This is a genomic window from Kutzneria viridogrisea DSM 43870 (assembly GCF_000525635.1).
GTDB classification, from domain to species: Bacteria; Actinomycetota; Actinomycetes; order Mycobacteriales; family Pseudonocardiaceae; genus Kutzneria; species Kutzneria viridogrisea.
Window position 1 is genome coordinate 484,667 of sequence record NZ_CP007155.1, and the last position, 24,437, is coordinate 509,103.

The window sequence follows — 24,437 nt, forward strand, 5'->3', positions numbered from 1 at the left end:
TCGGCGGGGGAGGTACAGCGGCGGCGGAATCGTCCACTCAGGACGAAGATCGGGTTGCGGGTGGCAGCATGTCCTCGGTGGGCAGGCCGAAGACCTGTTCGCGGACCACGGCCAGCGCGGAGTGCAGCGCGCCGGCGCGCACCGCCTGGCCGCCGACCAGTGCCAGCTCCACGGGGGTGCGCGGGATGACCAGCCTGCGCAGCTCGCTGGCGACCAGCTCGCACAGCACGGATCCGCCCGCCTGTGCGACCTCACCGGACAGCAGCACCAGCTCGGGGTCGACCACGGAGACGACCCCGGCCACGCCCGAGGCGATGCGGCGCGCGAGGTCGGCCAGGAACTCGCGGCCCGCGGCGCCGGAGGCCAGCGCCCTGGTCACCGCGCCCAGCGCGTTGCGGGCGGAGATGCCGTGCGCCTTGGCCAGCCGGGTCACCGCGACCGAGCTGAGCAGCTCGCCGTAGCGGTCGCCCTGCCTGCCCGCGCCGGTGTCCTGTTCGGCCAGGTCGGGCACGCGCATCCAGTCGATCTCACCGGCACCGCCGGTCGCCCCGCGCAGCAGCACGCGGTTGATCACCACCGCGGCGCCGGTCGCGTCCACCGGCCAGATCAGCACGAAGTCGCGCACGTCCCTGGCCCGGCCCGCGATCATCTCCTCGACCGCGACCAGGTTCACGTCGTTCTCCACGGTCACCGTGGTGCCCAGCAGCTCGGTCAGCCGGCCGGGCAGGTCGAAGCCCTCCCAGCCGGGCAGGTGCGGGGCGAAGCCGAGCTGGCCGGTGGCCGGGTCCACCGCGCCCGGGCTGCCGACCACCACGTGGTGCAGGTCGGACAGGTTCAGGTGGGCCTCGGCCAGTGCCTTGCCCACGGCCTCGGTGAACGCGGTGAGCACGTCCCCGCCGCGCGGCATCGGGGCGTGGTGCTCGGTCAGCGTGGTGCCGGAGATGTCGGCGATGGCGATGTCCACCGAGTCCGGGGTCAGGTCGATCGCGGCCACGTGCGCCAGGGCCCCGTTGACCGCCCACAGCTGGGCGCGCGGGCCGCGTCCACCGCCGCGCAGGCCGTCCCTGCGGACCACGTCGTCCAGTTCGAGGCGCGTGAGCAGCTGAGCGGTGGCAGGCTTGGACAGGCCGATCAGGTTTTCCAGTTCGGAGCGGGTCAGCGGGCCGTTGCGCAACAGGGCGTCGATCGCGGCGCGGTCGTTGATCTCGCGCAGCAGCCTCGGGCTTCCGGCTCGCACTGGGTAACTCCTGTCTGTTAACTTTCCAGACGATTTCCGGTCACGCTAGTGACCACGCTCACCCCGGTCAATGCCCAGTTCAGCCGGTGCCCGCCCGGTGACGTCCCGTGAGATGTATGCGTTAGGGCCACCTAACCTGGCAGGCTGGGGTAGTGACCGATCAGGAGACCGCCAGGGAAGAGACCTTCGCGACGCTGCTCGGAGGCCGGGGCGGTGCCCTGGACGCGACCCTGCCCTCGGTGGGCTTCGTCGCGGGCTGGCTGCTCACCGACCAGTCCATCGGCTGGGGCGCGGCCATCGCGCTGGGTGTAGGCGCCGCGGTCGGGCTGGTCAGGGTGCTGCGCGGGGACCGGATCCGCGCGGTGCTGGTGGGCATGTTCGTGGTCGCACTGGCCGCCACGGTGGCGCTCTACACCGGGCGGGCCGCCGACTTCTTCCTGGTCCAGCTGGTCAGCAACGCCGCGTCCGGCATGGCCTTCGTGGTCAGCTGGGCCATCCGCTGGCCGCTGGTCGGCGTGGTGGTCGGCGTGCTCGTCGGCCAGAAGGCCCGCTGGCGCCGCGATCCCGACCTGGTCCGCGCCTACGGCCGCGCCACGCTGGTCTACGCGGTGCAGTACGTGCTGCGCGTGATCGTCTTCGGGCTGCTGTGGTGGCAGGACGCCGTGGTGGCGCTGGGCGTGGCCAGGGTGGCCATGTCCTGGCCGCTGTTCGTGCTGATGCTCGGCCCCACCTGGTGGGTGTTCCGGCGCACCCTGCCCGCCGACCACCCCGGCCTGCGCCACCCCAGAACAGCTTGACCCGCTCGCGACCAGGCGCGGCATGGCCGCGAGCGGGTTGGGAGCCGGCACGAGGAGCTGGGGGTGACTCCTGTGCCGGAGGTCCTCGTTGTCTATCGAGCGGCACGGCGGCGGGCTAGAGCGTTTCCACGTTGCCTGTTGCAAGAAACACCCGGCAGCCGAAGGGCCTTGCTACGTCGATTGGCGCACCGCCCGCCACCAGCGCCGAGTACACTCCCGGCGGGCCACAAGGTCCGCAAAGGCCGCTCGTGGTGCCGGGGTAACTCATGCAGCGTGGCAAGGCGGACGGTGCCAACGTCCTGTTCGGTCAGGAGTTGCGGCGACTGCGCCAGCAGCACTCGCTGTCCCTGCGCGACCTCGCGCAGCTCGTCCGGTTCACCCCCGGCTACCTGAGCAAGGTGGAGAACGGCCGCGCGCCCTCGGTGGAACTGGCCAGGGCCTGCGACCAGGCGCTGGGCGCCGACGGGGCGCTGCTCGCGCTGGCCAGCGCCGAGGAGACCGTGCGGCCCGCGCAGCTGCCCGCCTCGATGGCCCGCTTCGTCGGCCGCGACGACCAGCTCGGCCAGCTGGACGAGGCCCTGATCGGCAGCGGCAAGCCGGGCAACCCGACCGTGATGATCATCGACGGGCCGCCCGGCGCGGGCAAGACCGTGCTCGCCCTGCGCTGGGCGCACCACGTGGTGGAGCGCTTCCCCGGCGGCCAGCTCTACGCCGACCTGCGCGGGCACTCGCCCGCCGACCGCCCGGTCAACCCGGACGACGTGCTCGAGGAGTTCCTGATCACCCTCGGCGTGCCCGCCAGCGGCATCCCGAGCGGACTGGACCGGCGGGCCGGGCTGTTCCGCTCCATCCTGGCCAACCGCCGCATGCTGGTCGTGCTGGACAACGCCGCCGACTCCGGTCAGGTCGAACCCCTGCTGCCCGCCTCGGCGGAGTGCGCTGTGGTGATCACCAGCCGGGAGCGGCTGTCCGGGGTCGCACTGCGCACGGACGCGCTGCGGGTCACGCTCGGCCCCATGCCGCCCGCCGAGGCCGTCGCCCTGCTGGGCCGGGTCATCGGCGCGGACCGGGCCAAGGCCGAGCCCGCCGCCGTGGCCGCGCTGGCCGCCCGCTGCGGCTACCTGCCGCTGGCCCTGCGCATCGCCGCGGAACGGGTCGTCACCCAGCCGCACTACTCGGTCGGCGACCTGGTCGAGGAGCTGGACAGCGGTGGTCGGCTGGAGGCGTTGTCCACCTACGACTCGGTGGCCGTGCGCTCGGTGTTCGACTGGTCCTACCGCCGGCTGGGCGAGGAGGCGGCCCGGCTGTTCCGGCTGCTGGGCCTGCACCGGGGCCCGCACATCAGCACGGCAGCCGCCGCGGCGCTGGCCGGGGTCCCGCTGAGCACCGCGCGCAGCCTGTTCGAGCGGCTGGCCAGCGCGCACCTCGTGCAGGGCACCGTGCGCGACCGGTACCAGGTGCACGACCTGCTGCTGGAGTACGCGGGCGACCTCGCCGCCGCCGAGGAGGACGAGAAGGAGCGGGTCGCGGCCGTGCGCCGGCTCGTCACCTGGTACGTGCACACCGCGCGGGCCGCCACACGTGTGCTGGCCCCGTTCCGCGTGGAGCGGCTGGAGCCCGAGCCGCTGGCCGAGGGCGTGACCGCGCTGGAGTTCGACAGCGAGGCCGCCGCCCTGCGCTGGTGCGAGGCCGAGCTGGCCAACTTCGAGCCGGTGATCCAGCTGGCCGTGGACACCGGGGTCAACGTGCCCGCCTGGCAGCTGGCCATCTCGCTGTGGAGCTACCTGTTCCTGCGCAAGCCGTGGAGCGTCTGGACCAGGACGCACAAGCTCGCCCAGCAGGCCGCCAGGGCCGTTGGCGACAACTACGCCGAGGGCTGGGTGGCCACCAACCTGGCCGAGGCCTACCGGCGGATGGGCGAGTACAACGAGTCGGAGCTGCTCTACGAGCGGGCGCTGCGGCTGCGCCAGCAGGTCAACGACCGGCACGGGGAGGGCTGGTCGCTGGCGGGCTCGGCCTTCCTGGCGATCGACCGGGGCGACCCGGAACTGGCCAGCGACCACGCGGCCAAGGCGTTGGCGATCTTCACCGAGTTCGAGGACAACCAGGGCATCGGCGCGATCCTGACCACGCTGGGCGAGGTGCACCGCTGCTGGGGCCGCCTGGACGAGGCGCTGGCCACGATGAACGAGGCGCTGGCCCTGTACGAGCGGATCGGCTCGCTGGAGGGCGAGTCCTGGGTGCTGACCAGGATGGCCGACATCCAGTTGGTGCAGGGCGACCACGCGGCGGCACTGGCCACGCTGGAGCGTGCCCTGCGGGCCTGCCGTGACGGCAAGGACCGCTGGGGTGAGGCCGACGTGCTCGCCCGCAGCGGGGACATCCAGCTCGGGCTCGGGCAGCTGGACCAGGCGCAGCACTGCTGGGAGCAGGCTTTGCAGCGGTACGAGGAGGTCGGGGACCAGCCCCGGGCCAGCGGCCTGCGCGCCCGGATCCGCGCCCTCTGACCGGCGAGTCCCGCTCAGCGGGCGGCGAGTCCCGCCGAGCAGGCCCTCGGACCTAGTGGCTCGCCTCGGAACCTTGACCGTGTCTCGCCGGCGACCACCCAGCTGCGCCCGCCGACGCGGGCCGTGTCATGAAAGTGCCGTTCAGGACACTAGATGTCCCAAACGGCACTTTCATGACACCGCGGCCTCGGGCCGGACCGGATACCAGGTCAACGATGCGCGACGCGCCACTAGCCGAACATCGGGGCGCGGAGCAGGGCGGCGGCCGGCCCGAGCAGGTCCAGGGCGGCGAGCCAGGCCGCGCCGGCGGCCCCGTCGGTGGCGAGGACCACGCTGGCGCCGCACTCCACCGCCAGCGCCTCGTGCAGCTGCTTGCCCAGCGGGGTGTCGGCGTTGACGAGGCTGCCGATCAGCACCACGGGGGTGCGCTCGCCGGGGGAGCGGGCGTCCTGCACCGTGCGCACCAGCCAGCTCACCGCGCCGGTGATGATCTCCTCGGCGAGCGGGTCGCCCCCGGACGCGGCGGCGCTGACCAGCGGGGCGAACCGGGCGAGCCGGATCGGGGCCTCCCCGTTCACGGTGGTGATCAGCCGGGCGGCCACGGAGCGGCGCAGCACGGGGTCGCTGGGCAGGTCCTCCCACAGGGACATGCACTCGGCGAGCACCGAGCGGGCCAGCGCCCCCGGCGCCGAGCCGGTGGCCAGCGTGCGCAGCGTGCCGCGCACCGCCTCGCGGCCGAGCCAGAACGAGGAGCCCTCGTCGCCGAGCAGCCAGCCGTAGCCCCCGGCCAGCGCGACCTGTCGGTGGTTGGCGATCCTGGCCGCGATCGAGCCGGTGCCCGCGACCAGCACGGTGCCGTCCGGTTCGGTCGTGCCCGCGGCGAAGGCGGCCTCGCAGTCGGTGACCACGCGCAGCGGGCAGCGCAGGCCGGTGGCCGCCCAGGCCCGGTTGAACAGCCCGGCTACCCGTTCGTCGGCGAGCTTGGAGGACCCGGCCAGGCCCAGCACGCCCGCGGCCACCTGGGCGGGTTGGCAGCCGGCCTGGTCCAGCGCGGCGCGGATGGCCGTGGCCACCTGGTCGGCGGCGACCTCGGGCGGGTGCGAGGTGGGGTTGGCCCCGCCCGCCCTGCCGAACCCGGCGCGGTGGCCGTCCGGCGCGACCACCAGCGCCCTGGTCGAGGTACCTCCCGCGTCGACGCCCACCAGGTAACCCTCGGTATCAGCCACGTGCACCTCGCGCATTCATCGGATCAGTTATCGGGAAAATCTGGCTCAGGCCCTGGACTTGTCGACCTGTGGACGGATATACATCGGAGGTCTTCGGACCGCCGTGTCGGCTGAGCGAGGAGGACCGATCCGTGCAGCTGCTGCGCCTGGGCGCCCCGGGCACCGAGCACCCCGCCGTGCGCACCGACGAGGGTGTCGTGCACGACCTGCGCCCGATCACCCCCGAGGTGGACGGTGCCTTCCTCGCGGCGGAGGGCATCGCCAGAACGCGGCGCGCGCTGGCAGCCGGCGAGCTGCCCGTCGTCGAGGGCGAGCACCGGGTCGGGCCGCCGCTGGCCGGGATCGGCAAGATCATTTGTATCGGCCTGAACTACTCCGACCACGCCGCCGAGACCGGGGCCGAGGTGCCCCGTGAGCCGGTGATCTTCCTCAAGACCCCGGACACGGTGGTCGGCCCGCACGACGAGGTGCTCGTGCCGCGCCGCTCGGTCAAGACCGACTGGGAGGTCGAGCTGGGCGTGGTCATCGGCCGCACCGCCCGCTACCTGGACAGCGAGCGGGAGGCCATGGACTGCGTCGCCGGTTACGTGCTCTCGCACGACGTGTCCGAGCGGGAGTTCCAGATCGAGCGCGGCGGCACCTGGGACAAGGGCAAGAACTGCGAGACCTTCAACCCGCTGGGACCCTGGCTGGTGCCCGCCGACGAGGTACCCGATCCGCAGCGCCTGCCGATGCGGCTGTGGGTCAACGGCGAGCTCAAGCAGGACTCCTCCACCAAGAACATGATCTTCGGCGTGGCCGAGGTCGTGCGCTACCTCAGCCAGTTCATGGTGCTGCGCCCCGGCGACCTGATCAATACCGGGACTCCGGCCGGAGTAGCGCTGGGCCAGCCCGAGCCCAAGCCGTTCCTGCGTGCGGGTGACGTGGTCGAACTGGAGATCGACGGGCTCGGCCGCCAGCGCCAGCAGTTCGGGCAGGCCTGAGATGCCGCTGATCACCGACCTGGACGTGCTGGACATCCGGTTCCCCACCTCGCGGGAACTGGACGGTTCGGACGCGATGAACCCGGATCCCGACTACTCCGCGGCCTACGTGGTGCTGCGCACCGGAGAAGGCCCGAACGGTCACGGCCTGGCCTTCACCATCGGCCGCGGCAACGACGTGCAGGCCGCCGCCATCCGCGCGCTGGCCCCGCACGTGGTTGGCCGCGAGGCACCCCGCACCGCCGCCGACCTGGCCGCGCTGTCCGCCGACCTGGTCGGCGACTCGCAACTGCGCTGGCTCGGCCCGGAGAAGGGCGTCGTGCACATGGCGATCGGCGCCGTGGTCAACGCCGCCTGGGACCTGGCCGCCCGCGCCGCGGGCCTGCCGGTGTGGCGCTTCCTGGCCGCGATGAGCCCGGAGGAGATCGTCGGGCTGATCGACTTCCGTTACCTGTCCGACGCGCTCACCCCGGACGAGGCGCTGGGCATCCTGCGCGCCGCCGAGCCGACCAGGGCGCAGCGCGTCGCGGAGCTGACCGAGCGTGGGTTCCCGGCCTACACCACCTCACCCGGCTGGCTGGGCTACTCCGACGAGAAGCTGTCCGCCCTGGCCAGGCAGGCCGTGGCCGAGGGCTTCGACATGATCAAGCTCAAGGTCGGCGGGGACCTGGATGACGACGTGCGCAGGCTCAAGCTGGCCCGCGAGGTCGTCGGCGACGGGGTGCGCATCGCGGTGGACGCCAACCAGCGCTGGGACACCGAGGTGGCGATCCGCTGGATGCGCGAGCTGGCGCCGCACCGGCCGTACTGGATCGAGGAGCCCACTTCCCCGGACGACGTGCTCGCGCACCGCGCCATCGCCGACGCGCTGGCCCCGATCAAGGTGGCCACCGGCGAGCACGTGCAGAACCGCGTGGTGTTCAAGCAGCTGTTGCAGGCCGGTGCGATCGACGTGCTGCAACTGGACGCGTGCCGGGTCGGCGGTGTCAACGAGAACGTGGCGATCCTGTTGCTGGCGGCCAAGTTCGGCGTCCCGGTGTGCCCGCACGCCGGTGGGGTCGGCCTGTGCGAGCTGGTCCGCCACCTGTCCCTGTTCGACTACGTGGCGGTCTCGGCCTCCATGCAGGACCGGGTCATCGAGTGGGTCGACCACCTGCACGAGCACTTCACCGACCCGGCCACCGTGGTCGACGGCCGCTACACCGCGCCGAACGCCCCCGGCTTCTCCGCGCAGTTGCGCGAGGACACGCTGAACCGGTACCGATACCCCGACGGTCCTGTGTGGACGGAGGAGGGCGCATGACCGACTTCACCGGCCTGGTCGCCGTGGTCACCGGCGGGGCCTCCGGCATCGGCCTGGCCACCGCGAGCCTGCTCGCCGAGCGCGGTGCGCGGGTGGCCTGCCTGGACCTCAACCCCGAGGCCGTGCCCGAGCCGCTGACCGGCGTGCCCTGCGACGTCACCGAGGACGACACCGTGCGGGCCGCCATCGACCGCGTCGCAACGCGGTTCGGCCGGATCGACGTGCTCGTCAACAACGCGGGCATCGGCGCGCAGGGCGACGTGGCCGCCAACCCCGACGCGGAGTGGCACCGCGTGCTGGACGTCAACGTGGTCGGCATCGCGCGGGTGACCAGGGCCGCGCTGCCCTGGCTGCGGCAGTCCCCGTCGGCGGCCGTGGTCAACACCTGCTCGATCGCCGCCTGGGCCGGGCTGCCGCAGCGCGCCCTGTACTCGGCCAGCAAGGGCGCCGTGTACGCACTGACCCTCGCGATGGCCGCCGACCACGTGCGCGAGGGCATCAGGATCAACTGCGTGGCACCGGGAACGGTGGACACGCCGTGGGTTTCGCGCCTGCTCGACTCGGCCGCCGATCCGGCTGCCGAGCGCGCGGCACTGCGGGCGCGCCAACCCACCGGCAGGCTCGTGTCGGCGGCCGAGGTGGCCAACGCGATCTGCTACCTGGCCAGCCCGCTGACCGGATCCACCACCGGCACGGTGCTCGGCGTCGACGGAGGCATGCACGGCCTGCGGCTGCGGCCGCCGAGCTGATCGAGTCGAACAGAGGGAACACCATGAAGCGCAGCATCCTCACCGTCGCGGTGTGCGTGGCGCTCGCCGGGGCGCTGGCCGCGTGCAACAGGGGCACCGACGCGGCCACCGGCGGCGGGGCGGGGCCGGTCGGCATCGACCTGCCCCGCGCCGACTCCGACTTCTGGAACTCCTACGCCAAGTACGTGCCCCAGCAGGCCAAGGACCTGGGCATCAACCTGATGCCGCCGACCAACTCGCAGAACAACGTCAACACCCTGGTGTCCAACGTGCAGACGCTGACCAACCAGGGCGCCAAGGCCGTGGTGATGGCCCCGCAGGACACCGGCGCCATCACCACCACCCTGGACCGGCTGAACCAGAAGAAGATCCCGGTGATCACCGTGGACACCCGCCCGGACAAGGGCGGCGCCTACATGGTGGTGCGCGCGGACAACAAGGCGTACGGCGAGAAGGCGTGCAAGTACCTCGGCGAGCAGTTGAAGGGCAAGGGAAAGGTCGTGGAGTTCGAGGGCGACCTGTCCTCGATCAACGGCCGGGACCGCTCACAGGCGTTCGGTGACTGCATGAAGCAGAACTACCCGGGCATCACGGTGTTCGCCGAGCCCACCAACTGGGAGGGCGGCAAGGCCTCGGCCGCGTTGCAGACCGACCTGACCGCGAACCCGGACATCAACGGGATCTACATGCAGGCCGGTGGTGTGTTCCTGGCGCCGACCCTGCAACTGCTCAAGTCCACCAACCACCTGTTCCCGGCCGGCGATCCCCGGCACATCACGATCATCTCCAACGACGGCATCCCGCAGGAGTTCGAGGCGATCAAGCAGGGGCAGATCGACGCCACCGTGTCCCAGCCCGCCGACCTATACGCGAAGTGGGCGCTGTACTACGCGAAGGCCGCGGTGGAGGGCAAGTCCTTCAAGCCGGGCGCCACCGACCACGGCAGCACCATCGTGGACGTCGGCAGCGGCCAGTTGGAGGACCAGCTGCCCGCGCCGTTGGTGACCAAGGACAACGTCGGCGACTCCAGCCTCTGGGGCAACCAGATCGGCAAGTGATGACACAGCCAGCGGCACAGGCCCGCGACATCAGCAAGCGGTTCGGCCGGACCCTCGCACTGGACGGGGTCGGCATCACCGTGGCCGAGGGCAGTACGCACGCGCTCGTCGGCCGCAACGGGGCGGGCAAGTCCACCCTCGTGTCCGTGCTGACGGGGCTGAACCGGCCGGACAGCGGGCAGGTCAGCTTCGGCGGCGAGCCCGCGCCCCCGGTGGAGGACCGGGAGGCGTGGCGGCGCAGGGTGGCCTGCGTCTACCAGAAGTCCACGATCATCCCTACGCTGACCGTGGCGGAGAACCTGTTCATCAACCGGCAGGCGCTCGGCGGCGGCTCGCTAATCAGCTGGCCGCGGCTGCGCCGCCGCGCCGCGGAACTGCTCGACGAGTACGCCGTGGCCGTGGACCCCGCGGCGATGGCCGCCGACCTGACCGTGGAACAGCGGCAGCTGGTGGAGATCGCGCGGGCGCTGTCCTTCGGCACCCGGTTCATCATCCTGGACGAGCCGACCGCGCAGCTGGACGGACCGGCCATCGAGCGGCTGTTCGCCAGGATGAGCTCCCTGCGGGAGGGCGGGGTCACCTTCCTGTTCATCTCCCACCACCTGCAGGAGATCTTCGAGATCTGCCAGGAGGTGACGGTCTTCCGCGACGCCAGGCACATCCTGACCAGTCCGGTGCGTGGACTGTCCAAAGAGGACCTTGTCGAGGCCATGACCGGCGAGGCCAGCGGCCTGCGCACCGAGGGAAATCGTTCTCCAGTAGCGGAAAACTTGACTCCCGTGCTGAAGGTCAGTGGACTCGGCCTGCCCGGCCAGTTCCAGGAAGTGGACCTGGCCATCCGCCCCGGTGAGGTGGTCGGCATCGCCGGGTCGGCCAGCAGCGGCAAGGTGGCGCTGGGTGAGGCCATCGTCGGCCTGCGCAAGCCGGTGCACGGCGAGGTCCAGGTCTCCGGCAGGCGGCTGCGCCCCGGCAGCGTGCCCGCCGCACTGGCGGGCGGCATCGGGTTCGTACCCCAGGACCGGCACAAGGAGGGGCTGGTCGCCGGGCTGAGCGTGGCCGAGAACGCCACCCTGCCCATCGCGCACAAGCTCGGCCGGTTCGGCGCGATCTCACCGGGCCGTCGGCGCGCGGTCGCCGAGTCCATGATCACCGACCTGGCGATCAAGACCGCCGGCCCCGAGCAGGACGTGGCCGGGCTGTCGGGCGGCAACCAGCAGAAGGTGGTCATGGCGCGGGCACTGGCCGACCAACCCAGCGTGCTGGTGCTGATCGACCCCACGGCCGGGGTGGACGTGCGGTCCAAGGAGAACCTGCTGGACGCGGTGGACCGGGCGGCCGGGTCGGGCACCGGGGTGCTGGTGATCTCCGACGAGTTGGACGACCTGCGCCCGTGCGACCGGGTGCTGGTGATGTGGCACGGGGCGGTGGCCGCCGAGTTCGCCGCCGGGTGGACCGATGGGGAACTGGTCGGCGCTATCGAGGGAATCGGGGAGAGCAGTGAGTGAGTTGTCAGCCCAGTTGCCCGCGGCCAAGCCGAAGTTGCAACTGGCCCGGTTCCGGGACCTGGCCCTGGTGCCCGCGATCCTGGTGCTGCTGGTGGTGGGCTTCATCGTCAGCCCGATCTTCCTGACCGCGGGCAACCTGCTCGACGTGGTGCAGCAGCAGACCGAACTGGGTCTGGTCGTGCTCGCCGAGGCGCTGATCCTCATCGCCGGGCGGATCGACCTGTCGCTGGAGTCCACGGTGGGCTTCGCGCCCGCGCTGGCCGTGGCGCTGATCGTGCCCGCCTCCAGCCACGGGCTCGGGGTTGGGCTGCCGGAGTGGACCGCGATCCCGCTGTGCCTGCTCATCGGCGCGCTGATCGGGCTGGTCAACGGGGCGCTGATCCTCAAGCTGCGGCTGTCCGGCTTCGTGGTGACACTCGGCATGCTGATCACGATCCGCGGGGTGCAGCTGGGTGCGACGGGCGGCCAGAACCTGTTCGACCTGCCCGCCTCCGTCAGCTACCTGGGCAGCGCCACCTGGCTCGGGCTGCCCGCCTCGGTGTGGATCACCGGCCTGCTGTTCGCCGTGGGCATCGTGGTGCTCGGCTTCTTCCGCCAGGGCCGTGCCCTCTACGCGATCGGCGGCAACTCGGACGCGGCGCGGGCCGCGGGCATCCGGGTGGACCGGGTGGTGTGGACCGTGCTGGTCCTCGGCGGGGTGCTGGCCGCGCTGGCCGGTCTGCTGATGGCGGGCAGGCTCGGCTCGGTGGCCGCGGCCCAGGGCCAGAACATGATCTTCACGACCTTCGCCGCCGCGGTGATCGGCGGGGTGAGTCTCAACGGGGGCAAGGGAACCCTGTTCGGCGCCCTGTGCGGGGTGCTGATGCTCGGGCTGGTGCAGAACATCCTGACCCTGGCCCACGTGTCCCCGTTCTGGTACGGCGCGATCAACGGTGGCATCATCCTCGTCGCGCTGATGCTGTCCAGGCTGACGACCGGGAAGGCCCAGGACTAGATGACGCAGACCATCGCACTGCACACCAGGCTCAAACCGGGCTGTGAAGCCGAATACGACCGCGTGCACGCCACCATACCGTCCGAATTGGACGGTGCACTGCGTGAGGCCGGGGTGCACTCCTGGCGGATCTGGCGCAGTGGCAGGGAGTTGTTCCACCTCATCGAGGTCGCCGACTACGCCGCCATGCGTGAGCAACTGCGCGAGCACCCGGCCAACATCCCCTGGCAGGCGCGCATGGCCGAGCTGCTCGACGTGCCCGACGACTACTCCGGGGCCGAGCCCTCGGTGCGGCTCGTCTGGGAGCTGCCGTGATCACCTTCGGCGCCGCTCCCATCGGCAACCTCTACAGCGCCGTCAGCGACGCGGTGGCGGCCGAGACCCTCGCCGCTGCCTGGGACTGCGGGATCCGCGCCTACGACACCGCCCCGCACTACGGGCTCGGGCTGTCCGAACGCCGACTCGGCGCCGCGCTCGCCGCGCACCCGCGTGACTCCTACACCCTGTCCACCAAGATCGGCCGCGTGCTCGTCCCGGCCTCCGGTGCCGGATCCGACCTGCCCGTCGGCGGATTCGACGTGCCAGCGACGCTGCGCCGCGAGTGGGACTTCAGCGCCGACGGGGTCAAACGCTCCCTTGAGTCCTCTTTGGACAGACTTGGCCTCGACCGGGTGGACACCGTCTACCTGCACGACCCCGACGACCACTGGCGCCAGGCCCTGACCGAGGCCTATCCCGCGCTGGCGGACCTGCGCTCGCAGGGCGTGGTCCGGTCCATCGGCGTGGGCATGAACCAGTGGCAGGTGCCCGCGCGGTTCGTCCGCGAGACCGACCTGGACCAGGTGATGCTCGCCGGGCGCTACACCCTGCTCGAACAGGGGGCGCTGGCGGAGTTCCTGCCGCTGTGCCTGGAACGCGGCGTGTCCGTGGTCGCCGCCGCCGTGTTCAACTCCGGCCTGCTCGCCAGCCCCGAGGTGCCCGCCGACGCCACCTACGACTACGGCCCCGCCCCCGCCGAGCTGGTGGCCCGGGCCCGGCGCATCGCCGCCGTCTGCGCCGACCACGCGGTGCCGCTGCCCCAGGCCGCCCTGCACTTCCCGCTGCGCCACCCCGCCGTCACCTCGGTGGCCGTCGGCGCGCGCACGCCCGAACAGATCCGCCAGAACGCCAGCTGGCTCGCTACCCCGGTCCCCGACCAGCTCTGGTCCGACCTGCGCGCCGCTGACCTGCTCCTACCCGTATAAATCCCCCGCCACTCCCAGGGGGGCGACCCCAAGTCCAGTCTACCGCCGGGCAACCCCGTGACCAGGCAGAAAGGGCGAGCTGTGGACAACTCAGCGGCCTGTGGACAACTGTGCCGGAGCGTGCCGTGAGGGTCGACGCGCACCACCACGTCTGGGATCTCACGGTTCGCGATCAGCCCTGGACCACGGGGGTGATCCGGCGCAGTTTCGGTGTCGAGGACCTCCTGCCGCTGGCGAGTCAAGGCTCCGTTGAGGCGACTGTCCTGGTGCAGACCGTGACGGTGCCGGAGGAGACCCCGGAGTTCCTGGCGCTGGCCGAGCAGTGGCCGCTGGTGCAGGCCGTCGTGGGCTGGACGGACCTGACCGCCGAGGACGTGGCGGACCGGTTGGCGGAGCTGACGGGCGGCACGGGCGGGCGGTGGCTGCGCGGGATCCGCCACCAGGTGCAGGGCGAACCGGACCCGGACTGGCTGTGCCGGGCGGAGGTTCGGCGCGGCCTTGCGGCTGTCGGGCAGGCGGGGCTGGTGTACGAGCTGTTGACGCTGCCGCACCAACTCCCGGCGGCGGTCCGCACCGTCAGTGAACTGCCGGAGGTCCGGTTCGTGCTCGACCACTGCTCGAAGCCGCCCATCGCCAGTGGCGAGCTCGAACCGTGGGCGGGGGAGATCCGGCGGTTGGCCGCCTGGGAGAACGTCGCGTGCAAACTGTCCGGGCTGGTGACCGAGGCAGATCACGCGAACTGGTCGGTGGCCGATCTGCGGCCGTACGCGGAGGTCGTGCTGGCGGCCTTCGGGCCGGACCGGGTGATGTTCGGCTCGGACTGGCCGGTGTGCCTGCTGGCCGCCGAGTACCCGGAGGTGCTCGACGCGACCGAACAGCTCACGGCGGAACTGAGCGCGGCCGAGCGCGAGCGGGTGTTCGGCGGCACCGCGACCGAGGTCTACCGGCTCAGGCCAGGTCCTTGAGCCACTGCTCCACCCCGGCCACGTGCACGGTCGACCAGGACCGGGCCAGCTCCGCCTGGTGCGCGGCCAGCGCGTCCACGATGGCCCGGTGCTCGGCCACGGTCCGGTCCACGGCGCTGGCCTGCGTGATGCCCCGCCAGATCCGCACTCGCACGGTCGGTCCGGCCAGGGTGTCCAGCAACTGCGCCAGGTAGGCGTTGCCGGAGGCCTGCACGACCCGGCGGTGGAACTCCAGGTCGTGCTCGACCAGTTCCTCCACCGACTTGGCCGCCGCGGCGGCGTCGCACAGCCCGCGCAGCGAGGCCACCTCGTCCTCGCTGATCCGCTGCGCGGCCATCGCGGCGGCGGCGGGCTCCAGGATCCGGCGCACCTCCAGCACCTCCTGCACCGAGTCCTCGCCCCGGTGCAGGTCCAGCACGAAGGACAGGGCGCCGAGCAGGTCGTCGGCGCGCAGGCTGGACACGTAGGTGCCGTCGCCCTGGCGCACGTCCAGCACCCGGACCAGGGACAGCGCCTTGACGGCCTCGCGCAGGGAGTTGCGGGACAGCCCCAGGCGCTCGGCCAGGTCGGCTTCCCTGGGCAGGCGGTCACCCGGCCGCAGTTCCCCGGAGACGATCATCTCCTTCACGCGCAGGATCGCGTCGTCCGTGACTGCCACGCCCGCCTCGAATCGCTCGACAAGACCTCGGATGTTTGCGCCCAGTATGCGTCATGGTGCTCCCCGAGACGTGGATTGCTCCATTCGGCGTAAGGTTGGTTGTGTCCGTTCCGCAACCACCCCCTTGGCGGAGCGGGTTTTTCACTCAGTATTTCTGGTTATGGTGGACAATTAACTGGACGTGCTGCTCTGCTGGCCGTACCGTTCTAATGGTCTGGACCAATGGAGGGTTCTGTGGAAGCCGTAGTCGCAGCCCCGAGGGCGCTCGTCGGGCGCGCCCTGACCGGTCCCGTCTCCGTGCGGGTCCGGGACGGCCGGATCGTCGAGGTCGTCGAGGGGCGGGCCGCTGACGCGGAGGTGCTGCCCACCGGGCTGCTCACCGCGGGCCTGGTCGACGTCCAGATCAACGGTGCCTTCGGCGTGGACTTCGCCGACGTGGACGCGGCGGGCATGCGCGCCGTCGCGGGCTTCCTGCCGCGCACCGGGGTCACCCGGTTCCTGCCCACCCTGATCACCGCCCCGGTACCCGCGATCGTGCGCCAGTCCCGCGCGCTGGTCGCGGCCATGGCGGCGCTGCCCGAGCACTACGGTGCCCGTCCGGTCGGGCTGCACCTGGAAGGCCCCTTCCTCTCCCCGCAGCGGCACGGTGTGCACGACCCGGACCTCATGGTCGCACCCGGCACCGACAACCTGGACCTGATCCTGCGCGACAGGGCCGTCGCCGAGGCGCTGCGCATCGTGACCCTGGCCCCGGAGCGGCCCGGCGGCACCGAGGCGATCCGACGACTGGTCGAGGCGGGCGTGGTCGTCTCGGTCGGGCACAGCGACGCCACCGCCGCGCAGACCACGGCCGCCGCCGACGCGGGCGCCAGCATGGTCACCCACCTGTTCAACGCGCAGACCCCGCTCAGCCACCGCGAACCCGGTGTGCCGGGCATCGCGCTCACCGACCACCGGTACACGCTCGGGCTGATCGCCGACCTCGCGCACGTGGCCGGACCGGTCTGCCGACTGGTGTTCGCCGCAGCCGGGGAGCGGGTCATGCTGGTCACCGACGCCGTGGCGGCGGCGGGCATGCCCGCGGGGCGCTACCGGTTGGGCGGCGCCGAGGTGCTGCTGACCGAGGCCGGGGTGCCGCGGTCCCCCGAGGGAACCATCGCGGGCAGCGCGCTCACCCTGGACCGGGCCGTGCGCAACATCGTCTCGCTGGGGGTCGCGGAGGCCGACGCGCTCACCTCGGCCACCGAGATCCCGGCCGACGCCATCGGGGCGAAGGACCTGGGCCGCATCGCGCCCGGTGCGGTCGCCGACCTGGTGTGGTGGGACGAGGACCTGCGGCCGCGCAGGGTCTGGGTGGACGGCGAGGTCGTGTACGACGCCGATGAGGTCGGCGGCCTGGTCGCAGCGGGCAGCTGACACGGCCCACCACCGGCGAGTCCCGCTCGCTGGCGGGCGTGTCCCGCTGTGGGGCGCGCGAGTCCCGTTCTCCGGTGCGCGAGTCCCGTTCAGCCGACGGTGAGTCCCGCCCACCGGCGTGGCGGTGACCGTTCAGCGGCGTGACCGGTGCCGCTCAGCTGCGTGCGAGTCCCGCTCGCTGGCGGGCGTGTCCCGTTGTGGGGTGCGCGTGTCCCGTTCAGCCGACGATGAGTCCCGTTCAGTGGCGTGGCGGTGACCGCTCGGCCGACGGGGCGGTTCCGCGCTCCAGTGCGCGGGGGCGGCGTGTCCCGTTCTCCAGCGGCCGAGTCCCGCCCAGCGGCGCGCGAGTCCCGCCCACCCGCGTGGCGGCGGTGACTGCTCAGCGGCGCGCGTGTCCCGTTCTCCGGTGCGCGGGTCCCGGTCAGCCGACGGTGAGTCCCGCCCAGCAGCGTGACCGGTGCCGCTCGGCCGCGCGCGAGTCCCGTTGTGGGGTGCGCGAGTCCCGCTCAGCCGACGGTCAGTCCCGCCCAGCGGCGTGGCGAGTCCCGCTCAGCCGCGCGTGAGTCCCGCCTACCGGCGTGACCGGTGCTCCTCAGCTCAGGAACGCGCTGGCCATGGCGCGGCCGAACGCGGTGATCCGCTCCGGCGGGTAGAGCTCGCGCTCGGCCAGCACCAGGCGGCCCGCCTGCTTCATCAGCGCCAGCAGGCTCTCCGCGAGCAGTTCCACGTCCACCTCGCGCTCACCCAGCGCCCACCGGCACAACGCGGCGAACCGGTCCCGCAGTTGCCGGTCGGCCCGCTCCACGTGCCTGCGCACCGGCGGCGGCACGCCGTCCACCGGCAGCAGGATCGCCCGCCACGTGTCCGGGTGCGCCGTCACAGCGCGCAGGAAGCCGTCCAGGGTGGCGGTGAACAGCTCCACCGGGTCGTGCTCGGCGGGCTCGCGCGGCAGCAGTTCGGCGAGTTGCGCCAGCGCACGCTGCTCCTCGCGGGTCAGCAGGGTGCGCAGAATGTCCCCGGTGTCGGCGAACTGCCCGTACACCACCGGCCTGGTCACGCCCGCGGTCCTGGCCACGGCGTCCACGGAGACCGCGCCTACCCCGTCGGTGTTGATGATCAGCAGCGCGGCGTCCAGCAGCTGCTCGCGGCGCTCCTGCGGGGGGAGTCTGGCGGCGTAGGGGCGCTTGCTGCTTGCCGTGGTCACGGCGGCCAGCGTAGCCTGCAAAAGCTACAGCACTGTAGCTTTCTGGAGCCGGGAGTCGCCATGCTCGACAAGCCGCTGCGCCTGCCCTGTGGGGCCACCCTGCCCAACCGACTCGCCAAGGCCGCGATGAGCGAGCAACTCGCCACCCGCACCGGCGCGCCCACGGAGGCGCTGCGCCAGCTGTACCGGGTGTGGGGCGGCAGCGGTGCTGGCCTGCTGGTCACCGGCAACGTGATGGTCGACCGAACCGCGCTCACCGAGCCTCGTAACGCCATCCTGGAAGATGAGCGTTACCTGCCCGCGTACCGGAGCTGGGCCCAGGCGGCCAAGTCCGGCGGCGCGGCGGCGTGGATGCAGATCAACCACCCGGGGCGAGTGGCCAGCCTGCCGCTGCTGAGGCAGCCGGTCGGACCGTCCACAGTGGCCGTCGGCATTCCCGGCATGAACCTGCGCAGGCCGCGCGCGCTGGACAGGGCGGGCATCGCTCGGGTTGTCGCGGCCTTCGCCCGAACCGCCGAACTGGCGTGGCAGGCCGGGTGGGACGGGGTGCAGGTGCACGCCGCGCACGGTTACCTGCTGTCACAGTTCCTGTCCCCGCTGGCGAATCGGCGCGAGGACGAGTACGGGCGGGACGCGGCCGGGCGGCGCAGGCTGCTGCTGGAGGTCGTGCGCGCGGTGCGGGCCGCCGTGGGCCGGGGCACGCCCGTGTCGGTCAAGCTCAACAGCGCGGACTTCCAGCACGGCGGGTTCAGCCAGGCCGAGTCCTTGGACGTGGTGCGGGCCCTCGCCGACGAGGGCGTGGACCTGCTGGAGATCTCCGGCGGCAACTACGAGTCACCGGCCATGATGGACCACGCGGAAGGGCACTTCCTCGGGTTCGCCGAGACCGCACGCGAGCGCACCGAGATGCCGCTGATGCTCACCGGCGGCCTGCGCGACCCCAAGACCATGCGCCGCGTCCTGGACAGCGGCGCCGTGGACGTGATCGGCCTGGCCCGGCCGCTGGCCTTCGTCACCGACTACCCTGCGCGACTGCTCGCCGCCGACGAACCCGTGTCGCTGCCCCGCAGCGCCCCGCGCACCGGCTACCGGCCGGTCGACGCCTATCTCGAACTGGGCTGGCACAACGCCCAGTTCCGGCGGATCGCCGCCGGGCGCTGGCCGCAGGCGAAGCCAGGGCTGGGCACGATCGCCGCGGGCCTGGGCAGATTGACCGCCACCGCACTCACACAGGGCGGGACTCGCTGACCGCTGAGCGGGAGTGACGCTCCCCAGAGCGGGACTCGCGTGCCTCAGGACGGGACTCGCGTGCTGGTGAGCGGGACACGCCGACAGTTCGGCGTGTCCCGCTCAGTGGAGTGTGAGTCCCGCTCAGCGGGTCTTGGTGACCTTGTTCAGGCCGCGCGGGCTGTCCGGGTCCCCGCCGCGCGCCAGCGACAGGCCCAGCGCGAGCCGCTGCACCGGCAGCACCTCCAACATCGGCGCGACCTCCTCGGCCGACTCGGCCACCGGGATGCGCAGGGCCGCCGACACCTTGGCAGCCGCCGACCCGACGGCGAACACGTCGGCGCCGCGCGAGTGCACCACGTCCAGCACCTCGCGCATGGCGGCCCCGCCCTGACCCGAACTGGTCACGGCCAGCACGCCGGTCTCGGCGTCCACGGCGGCGACCGGGCCGTGCAGCAGGTCTGCCCCGCTGTAGGAGCGCGCCGACAGGTAGCTGGTCTCGGCCAGCTTGAGCGCCGCCTCGGCAGCGGTCGCCGAGGAGTAGCCGCGCCCCGTGGTCAGCACGCGGTTGACGAACCTGAACCGCTGTACGGCCTCGTCGACAGCGGCCTGGGACTCGTCCAGGGTGCGCTGCGCCAGCTCACCCAGCTTGGCGGCCTGCTCGCCCTTGCCGCCGCGCACCGCGTCGATCAGCAGGTACAGCGCGAGCAGGGTCGCCGAGTAGGTCTTGGTCGCCGCCACGGCCACCTCGGGGCCCGCGCCGACGTCCACCGACAGCTCGGCCGCCAGGTTCAGCGGGGAGTCCGGGGTGTTGGTCACCGCCACGGTCAGCGCGCCCTGGCGACGTGCCGACTCGGTGACCTCCAGCAGGTCCGGGGAGCCGCCGCTCTGGCTGACCGAGACCAGCAGCACGTCGGTCAGGTCGGGCCGGGCCCCGTACAGCGTGGTCGTGGACGGGGACACCAGCCCGGCGGGCAGCTGGAGCAGTACCTCGATCAGGTACTTGGCGTACAGCGCGGCGTGGTCGCTGGACCCACGCGCGGCCAGCAGTGCGAACCTGGGCCTGCGCTCGGCGATCTTCGCGGCGACGCCCGCGAGCTCGGACTGGCGCGCGACCAGGTCCGCGTAGATCTTCGGCTGCGCGGCGATGTCCGCGCTCATGTGCTGGCCTGGCTGCATCACGGTCCTCCTCGGGGGTCCCGCTAGGTCTAGACCAATACTAGTGGATGGCTCAGCCCTTCACCGCCCCCGCGGTGACGCCCGACACGAGATTGCGCTGCACGATCAGGAAGAAGATCAGCACGGGCACGGTGAACACGGTCGAGGCCGCCATCGTGCCACCCCAGTCGGTGCCGAACTGGGTCTGGAAGCCCGACAGCCACACCGGCAGCGTGTAGTTGCCCTGGTCCTGCATGAAGGTCAGCGCGTACAGGAACTCGTTCCAGGCCGTGATGAAGCTGAACACCGAGGTGGCCACCAGGCCGGGGCCCAGCAGCGGCAGGGTCACCCGGCGGAAGGCCGCCCAGCGCCCGCAGCCGTCCACCATGGCCGCCTCCTCCAGGTCCACCGGGATGCCCTTCACGAAGCCGCGCAGCGTCCACGCGGTGAACGGCAGGGTGGCCGCGAAGTACACCAGGATCAGGCCGGGCAGCTGGTTGAGCAGGTCCGCCGAGCGCATCATCAGGTACATCGGGATCAGCAGGGCCTCGAACGGGGCCATCTGCGCGACCAGGACCAGCAGCACGAAGCCCTTGCGGCCGCGGAAGCGCATGCGCGCCAACGGCACCGCCGCGAGCAGACCGGCGATCAGCGCGAACAGCACCGCGCCCAGCGAGGTGATCACGCTGTTGCCCAGCGCGGTCAGGAAGCCCTCCTTGCTGATGCCGTCCACGAAGTGCTGCAGGGTCAGCCCCAGCGGCACCAGGTCGTAGCTGTCCGACAGCAGCTGGTTGGCGGGCTTGAGCGCGGTGGTGACCATCCAGTACGTGGGGAAGGCGAACAGCACCGCCACGAGCACGCCGACCACCGACACCGTGATCCGCTTGACACGCAACACGATCAGTCCACCCCCTCGCTGCGCAGCATCAGCCGCAGGTTCTGCCAGGTCACCGCGACCAGCAGCACGATCATGATCACGCTGACCGCCGCGGCCACGCCGAAGTGGCTGGTGGCGATGCCCTTGAGGAACTGCAACACCGGCAGCGTGGTGCTGCCGCCGTCCGGCCCGCCCTGGCGGATCGCCCACACCTGCGCGAACACCTTGAAGTCCCACAGCAGGGACAGGAAGGTCACCACGTTGACCAGCGGGCGCAGTGCCGTCCAGGTCACCGCGCGGAAGGTCTGCCAGCTGCTGGCCCCGTCCAGGCCCGCCGCCTCGTACAGGTCGGCCGGGACACCGACGATGCCCGCGTACAGGGTGAAGGCCACGAACGGGATGCCCTGCCAGGCGATCAGGATGACGATCACGGCCATGGTGCTCAACCCGGTGGAGAACCAGGAGAAGCCCGCGAACTGGTGGAAGCCCAGCTGCACCAGGGTCTTGTTCAGGATCCCGTAGTTCTGGTCGAACATCCACTGGAACACGGTGGTCGCCGACAGCAGCGGCATCGCCCAGGCGAACACCAGGCTCAGCTGGAGCACCAGCCGCACGCCCCGGCTGGCGTGCCGCATCAGCAGCGCCACGCCAAGACCGCCCAGCACGGTGCTGGCCACGCAGGCCGCGGTGAACACCAGGGTGCGCCCGGTGATCACCCAGAAGTTCGGGTCGGACAGGATCTCCCGGTAGTTGTCCAGGCCCTTCCAGACGACCTCGCCCTGCACCAGCTCGCCCAGGTCGAGCTGGCGGAAGCTGGTCAGCACCACGGACAGCACCGGGTAGCCGAGCATGACCAGCACCGCCAACGTGGCGGGCAGCAGCAACAGGTACGGGATCGCCTGCTGCCCGAGCAGCCGCTTGCGGGGCCGCTCGGGCGCGGTGGCACGCGGTGCCGGCGGGGGAGCCCCCACCGGCACCGCGGTGTTCGTGGTCACCGTCATCGGCTCAGCTCGAACTGCCGAGCGTCTTGGTGATCGCCGAGTCGGCGTCGGACACGGCCTGGTCCAGGCTCTTCTGCCCGGTCAGGTAGGCGGTCAGCGCCGTCTTGAGCGGGTTGTCGGCCTCGACCGCGGCCCACTTGGGCGTGATCGGGGTGACCTTGCCGTTCTTGGCGGCGGTGGCCATGGCCTTGCCCGCCGGGGTGCTGTTCAGCGCGGTCGTGTCGGTGGAGGTGCCCGGCACCGAGCCGCCCGCGGCCAGCTGGCCCTGGTACTTGGCGCTGGTGATCAGCTTCAGCCAGTCCTTGGCCAGGTCGGCGTTCTTGCTGTTGGCCGGGACGGCCAGGTCCGAGCCGCCCAGGAACACCGGGGCCGTCTGGCCCGCGGTCCTGGACGGGATCGGGAAGGCGCCGAACTTGTCCTTCAGCGCCGGGTTGGCCTTGAGCACCCCGGCCAGCTCCCAGGAGAAGCCGATGAAGGAGGCGGTGTCGCCCTTGGCCACCACGTCGGACTGCTGCGGCTTGGCCTCGTCGGTGTCCTTGGCCGCCTTGGTGCCGGAGGCATCCACCAGCTGCTTGTAGAAGGCGAAACCGGCCTTCGCCTCGGGGGTGTTCAGCGCGGACTTCCACGTGCCGCCGTCGGACTTGGCGACGTCACCGCCCTGGTCCCAGATGAACGACAGCAGCGTGTACCACTCCTGGCCGGGCAGGTACAGCGGGTCGATGTTCGGCAGGGACTTGAGCTTGCCCAGGTCGGCCAGCCACTCCTCGTTGGAGGTGGGCGGGGCGGTGATGCCCGCCTGCTGGAACAGGTCGGTCCGGTAGATCACCACGCGGTTGGCCGCGTAGAAGGGCACGCCGTACTGCTTGCCGCTGTCGGCCCCGGACTCCTTGAGCGCGGGCAGCCACTGCGCCCCGTTGAGGTCGCCCACCGCGCCGGTCAGGTCCAGCAGGGTCTTCTGCGAGGTGTACTGCGAGACCTGCGTGTTGCCCAGCTCGATGACGTCGGGGCCGCCGCTGGTGCCGGTCAGCGCGGTGGTCAGCTTCTGACCGATGCCGTTCCACTGCTGGACCTGGTAGTCGACCTTCACACCGGGGTGCGCGGCCTCGAAGTCCTTGTTGATCGCGCTGACCGTGGCGTCCGGGGCCGAGCCGCTCATCAGCCAGACGGTCAGCTTCTTGTCACCGCCACCCGAGGCGCCGGAACCGCAGGCCGCCGCCACCAGCGCCAGTGTCACCGCCCCCACGGTGGCCATCACGATACGAGAGGTAGTTCTCCGTGAGGTAGTTCTCCGCAGCACGTGCTTCCGCCCTTCCACCCCGGCTCCGCCGCCGGACGAGCTCACCTGTGTCGCCAATTTGGTGTAGACCAATGCGAGAAAGGGTGTGCCGCGCCACAGTCGATGTCAAGGTGGTTGCCAGACCGTTGCAAAGTCATCCGACGAATGACCGGGGGTGTGATCGCACGAAGAGCGGTTGACAGGGCATCCTGTTCACCGGGGTGTGGGGCGACAAGCCAAGGAGGAGGAGGCCATGCTCGAGACGTCAGCCGACGCCGGGGCCAGGTCGCGGGTGCAGCGCGAGCCCAAGTACTGGGGGCTCAAGCGGCACCTGCTCGAACTGCTGCGGTCCATGCCGCCCGGCTCGCCGATCCCGACCGAGCGCTCGCTGGCCGCGGACTTCGACGTGTCCAGGACCACCGTGCGCCAGGCGCTGGCCGAGCTCACCGTGGAGGGCAGGCTGCTCCGCGTGCAGGGCAAGGGCACCTTCGCCGCCGAGCCCAAGGTCGCCCAGCGCCTGCAGTTGAGCTCCTACACCGAGGACATGCGGGCACAGGGCCGCCAGCCCTCCTCGCGGCTGCTGGAGGCCAGCGAGGAGGCCGCCGACGCCGAACTGGCCCGCTGGCTCGGCGTGCGGGCCGGGGCCAAGGTGCTGCGCCTGCACCGGCTGCGCCTGGCCGACGGGGAGCCGATGGCCATCGAGACGACGCACCTGGCGCTCGGGCGGTTCAGGGGCCTGCGCCGCTACGTCAGCTCCGGCGGCTCGCTGTACCAGGTGCTGCGCGAGCGGTTCGGGGTGGAGATGGGTCACGCCGAGGAGACCATCGAGACCGCGCTGGCCACCCCGGAGGAGGCCGAGCTGCTCGGCGCGGACATCGGCCTGCCGATGCTGCTGCTGTCCCGGCACTCCTTCGACACCGAGGGCAACCCAGTGGAGTGGGTGCGCTCGGTCTACCGGGGTGACCGGTACAAGTTCGTGGCCACCCTGAACCGGCCCATCGACGACTGAGTTGTGCACACCCGCCGAGTTGTCCACATGTGGATCTTGAGCA

22 protein-coding genes are annotated in these 24,437 nt (G+C 71.7%); 14 read left to right on the forward strand and 8 right to left on the reverse strand.

The window, feature by feature from the left end; translation table 11 throughout:
* Positions 1-37: 37 nt before the first annotated feature.
* Entirely contained in the window at positions 38-1,237 is a 1,200-nt protein-coding gene (locus tag KALB_RS02365) for an ROK family transcriptional regulator (protein ID WP_148309329.1), read from the reverse strand.
* Between the two features lie 152 nt (positions 1,238-1,389).
* Between KALB_RS02365 and KALB_RS02370 the strand changes: the two genes are divergently transcribed.
* Positions 1,390-2,034 carry a DUF3159 domain-containing protein gene (locus KALB_RS02370; RefSeq protein WP_030109708.1) on the forward strand — a complete coding sequence of 215 codons (645 nt, stop codon included), beginning with the start codon at positions 1,390-1,392 and terminating at the stop codon, positions 2,032-2,034.
* A gap of 266 nt (positions 2,035-2,300) precedes the next feature.
* Complete coding sequence (locus KALB_RS02375; RefSeq protein ID WP_025354122.1) at positions 2,301-4,541, forward strand: ATP-binding protein; 2,241 nt, start codon at positions 2,301-2,303, stop codon at positions 4,539-4,541.
* A gap of 230 nt (positions 4,542-4,771) precedes the next feature.
* On the opposite strand, the gene KALB_RS02380 is transcribed toward KALB_RS02375, so the two are convergent.
* Positions 4,772-5,767, reverse strand: a complete 996-nt coding sequence (locus tag KALB_RS02380; RefSeq protein ID WP_035970311.1) for an N-acetylglucosamine kinase — start codon at positions 5,765-5,767, stop codon at positions 4,772-4,774.
* 131 nt (positions 5,768-5,898) lie between these two features.
* Between KALB_RS02380 and KALB_RS02385 the strand changes: the two genes are divergently transcribed.
* From KALB_RS02385 to KALB_RS02425, 9 genes are all read left to right on the forward strand, one after another.
* Complete coding sequence (locus tag KALB_RS02385; protein ID WP_025354124.1) at positions 5,899-6,750, forward strand: fumarylacetoacetate hydrolase family protein; 852 nt, start codon at positions 5,899-5,901, stop codon at positions 6,748-6,750.
* 1 nt (position 6,751) lies between these two features.
* On the forward strand, positions 6,752-8,053 hold the full coding sequence (locus tag KALB_RS02390; protein WP_025354125.1) for an enolase C-terminal domain-like protein: 1,302 nt from the start codon (positions 6,752-6,754) through the stop codon (positions 8,051-8,053).
* Entirely contained in the window at positions 8,050-8,802 is a 753-nt protein-coding gene (locus KALB_RS02395) for an SDR family NAD(P)-dependent oxidoreductase (protein WP_025354126.1), read from the forward strand. The genes KALB_RS02390 and KALB_RS02395 overlap by 4 nt, the downstream gene beginning before the upstream one ends.
* Before the next feature lie 23 nt (positions 8,803-8,825).
* Positions 8,826-9,860: a sugar ABC transporter substrate-binding protein gene (locus KALB_RS02400; RefSeq protein ID WP_025354127.1), complete on the forward strand. Its 1,035-nt coding sequence runs from the start codon at positions 8,826-8,828 to the stop codon at positions 9,858-9,860.
* A complete protein-coding gene (locus KALB_RS02405; protein WP_025354128.1) occupies positions 9,860-11,365 on the forward strand; it encodes a sugar ABC transporter ATP-binding protein in 1,506 nt (501 codons plus the stop codon). The genes KALB_RS02400 and KALB_RS02405 overlap by 1 nt, the downstream gene beginning before the upstream one ends.
* Positions 11,358-12,359, forward strand: coding sequence for an ABC transporter permease (locus KALB_RS02410; RefSeq protein ID WP_025354129.1), 1,002 nt, complete (start codon positions 11,358-11,360; stop codon positions 12,357-12,359). The genes KALB_RS02405 and KALB_RS02410 overlap by 8 nt, the downstream gene beginning before the upstream one ends.
* Positions 12,360-12,674 (forward strand): L-rhamnose mutarotase, encoded by a 315-nt coding sequence (locus KALB_RS02415; RefSeq protein WP_025354130.1) that lies wholly within the window; start codon positions 12,360-12,362, stop codon positions 12,672-12,674.
* Positions 12,671-13,603 carry an aldo/keto reductase gene (locus tag KALB_RS02420; protein WP_025354131.1) on the forward strand — a complete coding sequence of 311 codons (933 nt, stop codon included), beginning with the start codon at positions 12,671-12,673 and terminating at the stop codon, positions 13,601-13,603. Before KALB_RS02415 ends, KALB_RS02420 begins: the two co-directional genes overlap by 4 nt.
* Before the next feature lie 125 nt (positions 13,604-13,728).
* Entirely contained in the window at positions 13,729-14,568 is an 840-nt protein-coding gene (locus tag KALB_RS02425) for an amidohydrolase family protein (protein ID WP_025354132.1), read from the forward strand.
* On the opposite strand, the gene KALB_RS02430 is transcribed toward KALB_RS02425, so the two are convergent.
* Positions 14,552-15,226, reverse strand: a complete 675-nt coding sequence (locus tag KALB_RS02430; RefSeq protein WP_025354133.1) for a FadR/GntR family transcriptional regulator — start codon at positions 15,224-15,226, stop codon at positions 14,552-14,554. The genes KALB_RS02425 and KALB_RS02430 overlap by 17 nt on opposite strands.
* A 234-nt stretch (positions 15,227-15,460) precedes the next feature.
* Between KALB_RS02430 and nagA the strand changes: the two genes are divergently transcribed.
* Positions 15,461-16,642 carry an N-acetylglucosamine-6-phosphate deacetylase gene (gene nagA / locus KALB_RS02435; RefSeq protein WP_025354134.1) on the forward strand — a complete coding sequence of 394 codons (1,182 nt, stop codon included), beginning with the start codon at positions 15,461-15,463 and terminating at the stop codon, positions 16,640-16,642.
* A 592-nt stretch (positions 16,643-17,234) separates the two neighbouring features.
* On the opposite strand, the gene KALB_RS02440 is transcribed toward nagA, so the two are convergent.
* Complete coding sequence (locus KALB_RS02440; RefSeq protein ID WP_025354135.1) at positions 17,235-17,846, reverse strand: TetR/AcrR family transcriptional regulator; 612 nt, start codon at positions 17,844-17,846, stop codon at positions 17,235-17,237.
* Between the two features lie 60 nt (positions 17,847-17,906).
* On the opposite strand from KALB_RS02440, the gene KALB_RS02445 reads away from it, so the two are divergent.
* Positions 17,907-19,094, forward strand: coding sequence for an NADH:flavin oxidoreductase/NADH oxidase family protein (locus tag KALB_RS02445; protein WP_025354136.1), 1,188 nt, complete (start codon positions 17,907-17,909; stop codon positions 19,092-19,094).
* A 123-nt stretch (positions 19,095-19,217) separates the two neighbouring features.
* Here the strand turns inward: KALB_RS02445 and KALB_RS02450 are convergent, their stop codons facing one another.
* From KALB_RS02450 to KALB_RS02465, 4 genes are read right to left on the reverse strand one after another with little or no spacing between them, the layout of a single operon-like run.
* Positions 19,218-20,252, reverse strand: a complete 1,035-nt coding sequence (locus tag KALB_RS02450) for an SIS domain-containing protein (RefSeq protein ID WP_030107990.1) — start codon at positions 20,250-20,252, stop codon at positions 19,218-19,220.
* Between the two features lie 52 nt (positions 20,253-20,304).
* Positions 20,305-21,126, reverse strand: a complete 822-nt coding sequence (locus KALB_RS02455; RefSeq protein ID WP_030107991.1) for a carbohydrate ABC transporter permease — start codon at positions 21,124-21,126, stop codon at positions 20,305-20,307.
* A 5-nt stretch (positions 21,127-21,131) separates the two neighbouring features.
* Positions 21,132-22,109, reverse strand: coding sequence for a carbohydrate ABC transporter permease (locus KALB_RS02460; protein WP_025354139.1), 978 nt, complete (start codon positions 22,107-22,109; stop codon positions 21,132-21,134).
* Between the two features lie 4 nt (positions 22,110-22,113).
* Positions 22,114-23,361, reverse strand: a complete 1,248-nt coding sequence (locus tag KALB_RS02465; RefSeq protein WP_025354140.1) for an extracellular solute-binding protein — start codon at positions 23,359-23,361, stop codon at positions 22,114-22,116.
* Positions 23,362-23,638: 277 nt separating this feature from the next.
* Here KALB_RS02465 and KALB_RS02470 point away from each other — a divergent pair, with 277 nt between their 5' ends.
* Positions 23,639-24,394, forward strand: a complete 756-nt coding sequence (locus tag KALB_RS02470) for a GntR family transcriptional regulator (protein ID WP_025354141.1) — start codon at positions 23,639-23,641, stop codon at positions 24,392-24,394.
* The last annotated feature ends 43 nt before the right edge of the window (positions 24,395-24,437 follow it).

Coding starts and splice junctions, on each gene's coding strand:
- KALB_RS02465 (WP_025354140.1), bottom strand. CDS start 23,361: ATGGCCACCGTGGGGGCGGTGACACTGGCGCTGGTGGCGGCGGCCTGC.
- KALB_RS02460 (WP_025354139.1), bottom strand. CDS start 22,109: ATGACGGTGACCACGAACACCGCGGTGCCGGTGGGGGCTCCCCCGCCG.
- KALB_RS02445 (WP_025354136.1), top strand. CDS start 17,907: ATGCTCGACAAGCCGCTGCGCCTGCCCTGTGGGGCCACCCTGCCCAAC.
- KALB_RS02390 (WP_025354125.1), top strand. CDS start 6,752: ATGCCGCTGATCACCGACCTGGACGTGCTGGACATCCGGTTCCCCACC.
- KALB_RS02405 (WP_025354128.1), top strand. CDS start 9,860: ATGACACAGCCAGCGGCACAGGCCCGCGACATCAGCAAGCGGTTCGGC.
- KALB_RS02375 (WP_025354122.1), top strand. CDS start 2,301: ATGCAGCGTGGCAAGGCGGACGGTGCCAACGTCCTGTTCGGTCAGGAG.
- KALB_RS02395 (WP_025354126.1), top strand. CDS start 8,050: ATGACCGACTTCACCGGCCTGGTCGCCGTGGTCACCGGCGGGGCCTCC.
- KALB_RS02470 (WP_025354141.1), top strand. CDS start 23,639: ATGCTCGAGACGTCAGCCGACGCCGGGGCCAGGTCGCGGGTGCAGCGC.
- KALB_RS02415 (WP_025354130.1), top strand. CDS start 12,360: ATGACGCAGACCATCGCACTGCACACCAGGCTCAAACCGGGCTGTGAA.
- KALB_RS02450 (WP_030107990.1), bottom strand. CDS start 20,252: ATGCAGCCAGGCCAGCACATGAGCGCGGACATCGCCGCGCAGCCGAAG.
- KALB_RS02400 (WP_025354127.1), top strand. CDS start 8,826: ATGAAGCGCAGCATCCTCACCGTCGCGGTGTGCGTGGCGCTCGCCGGG.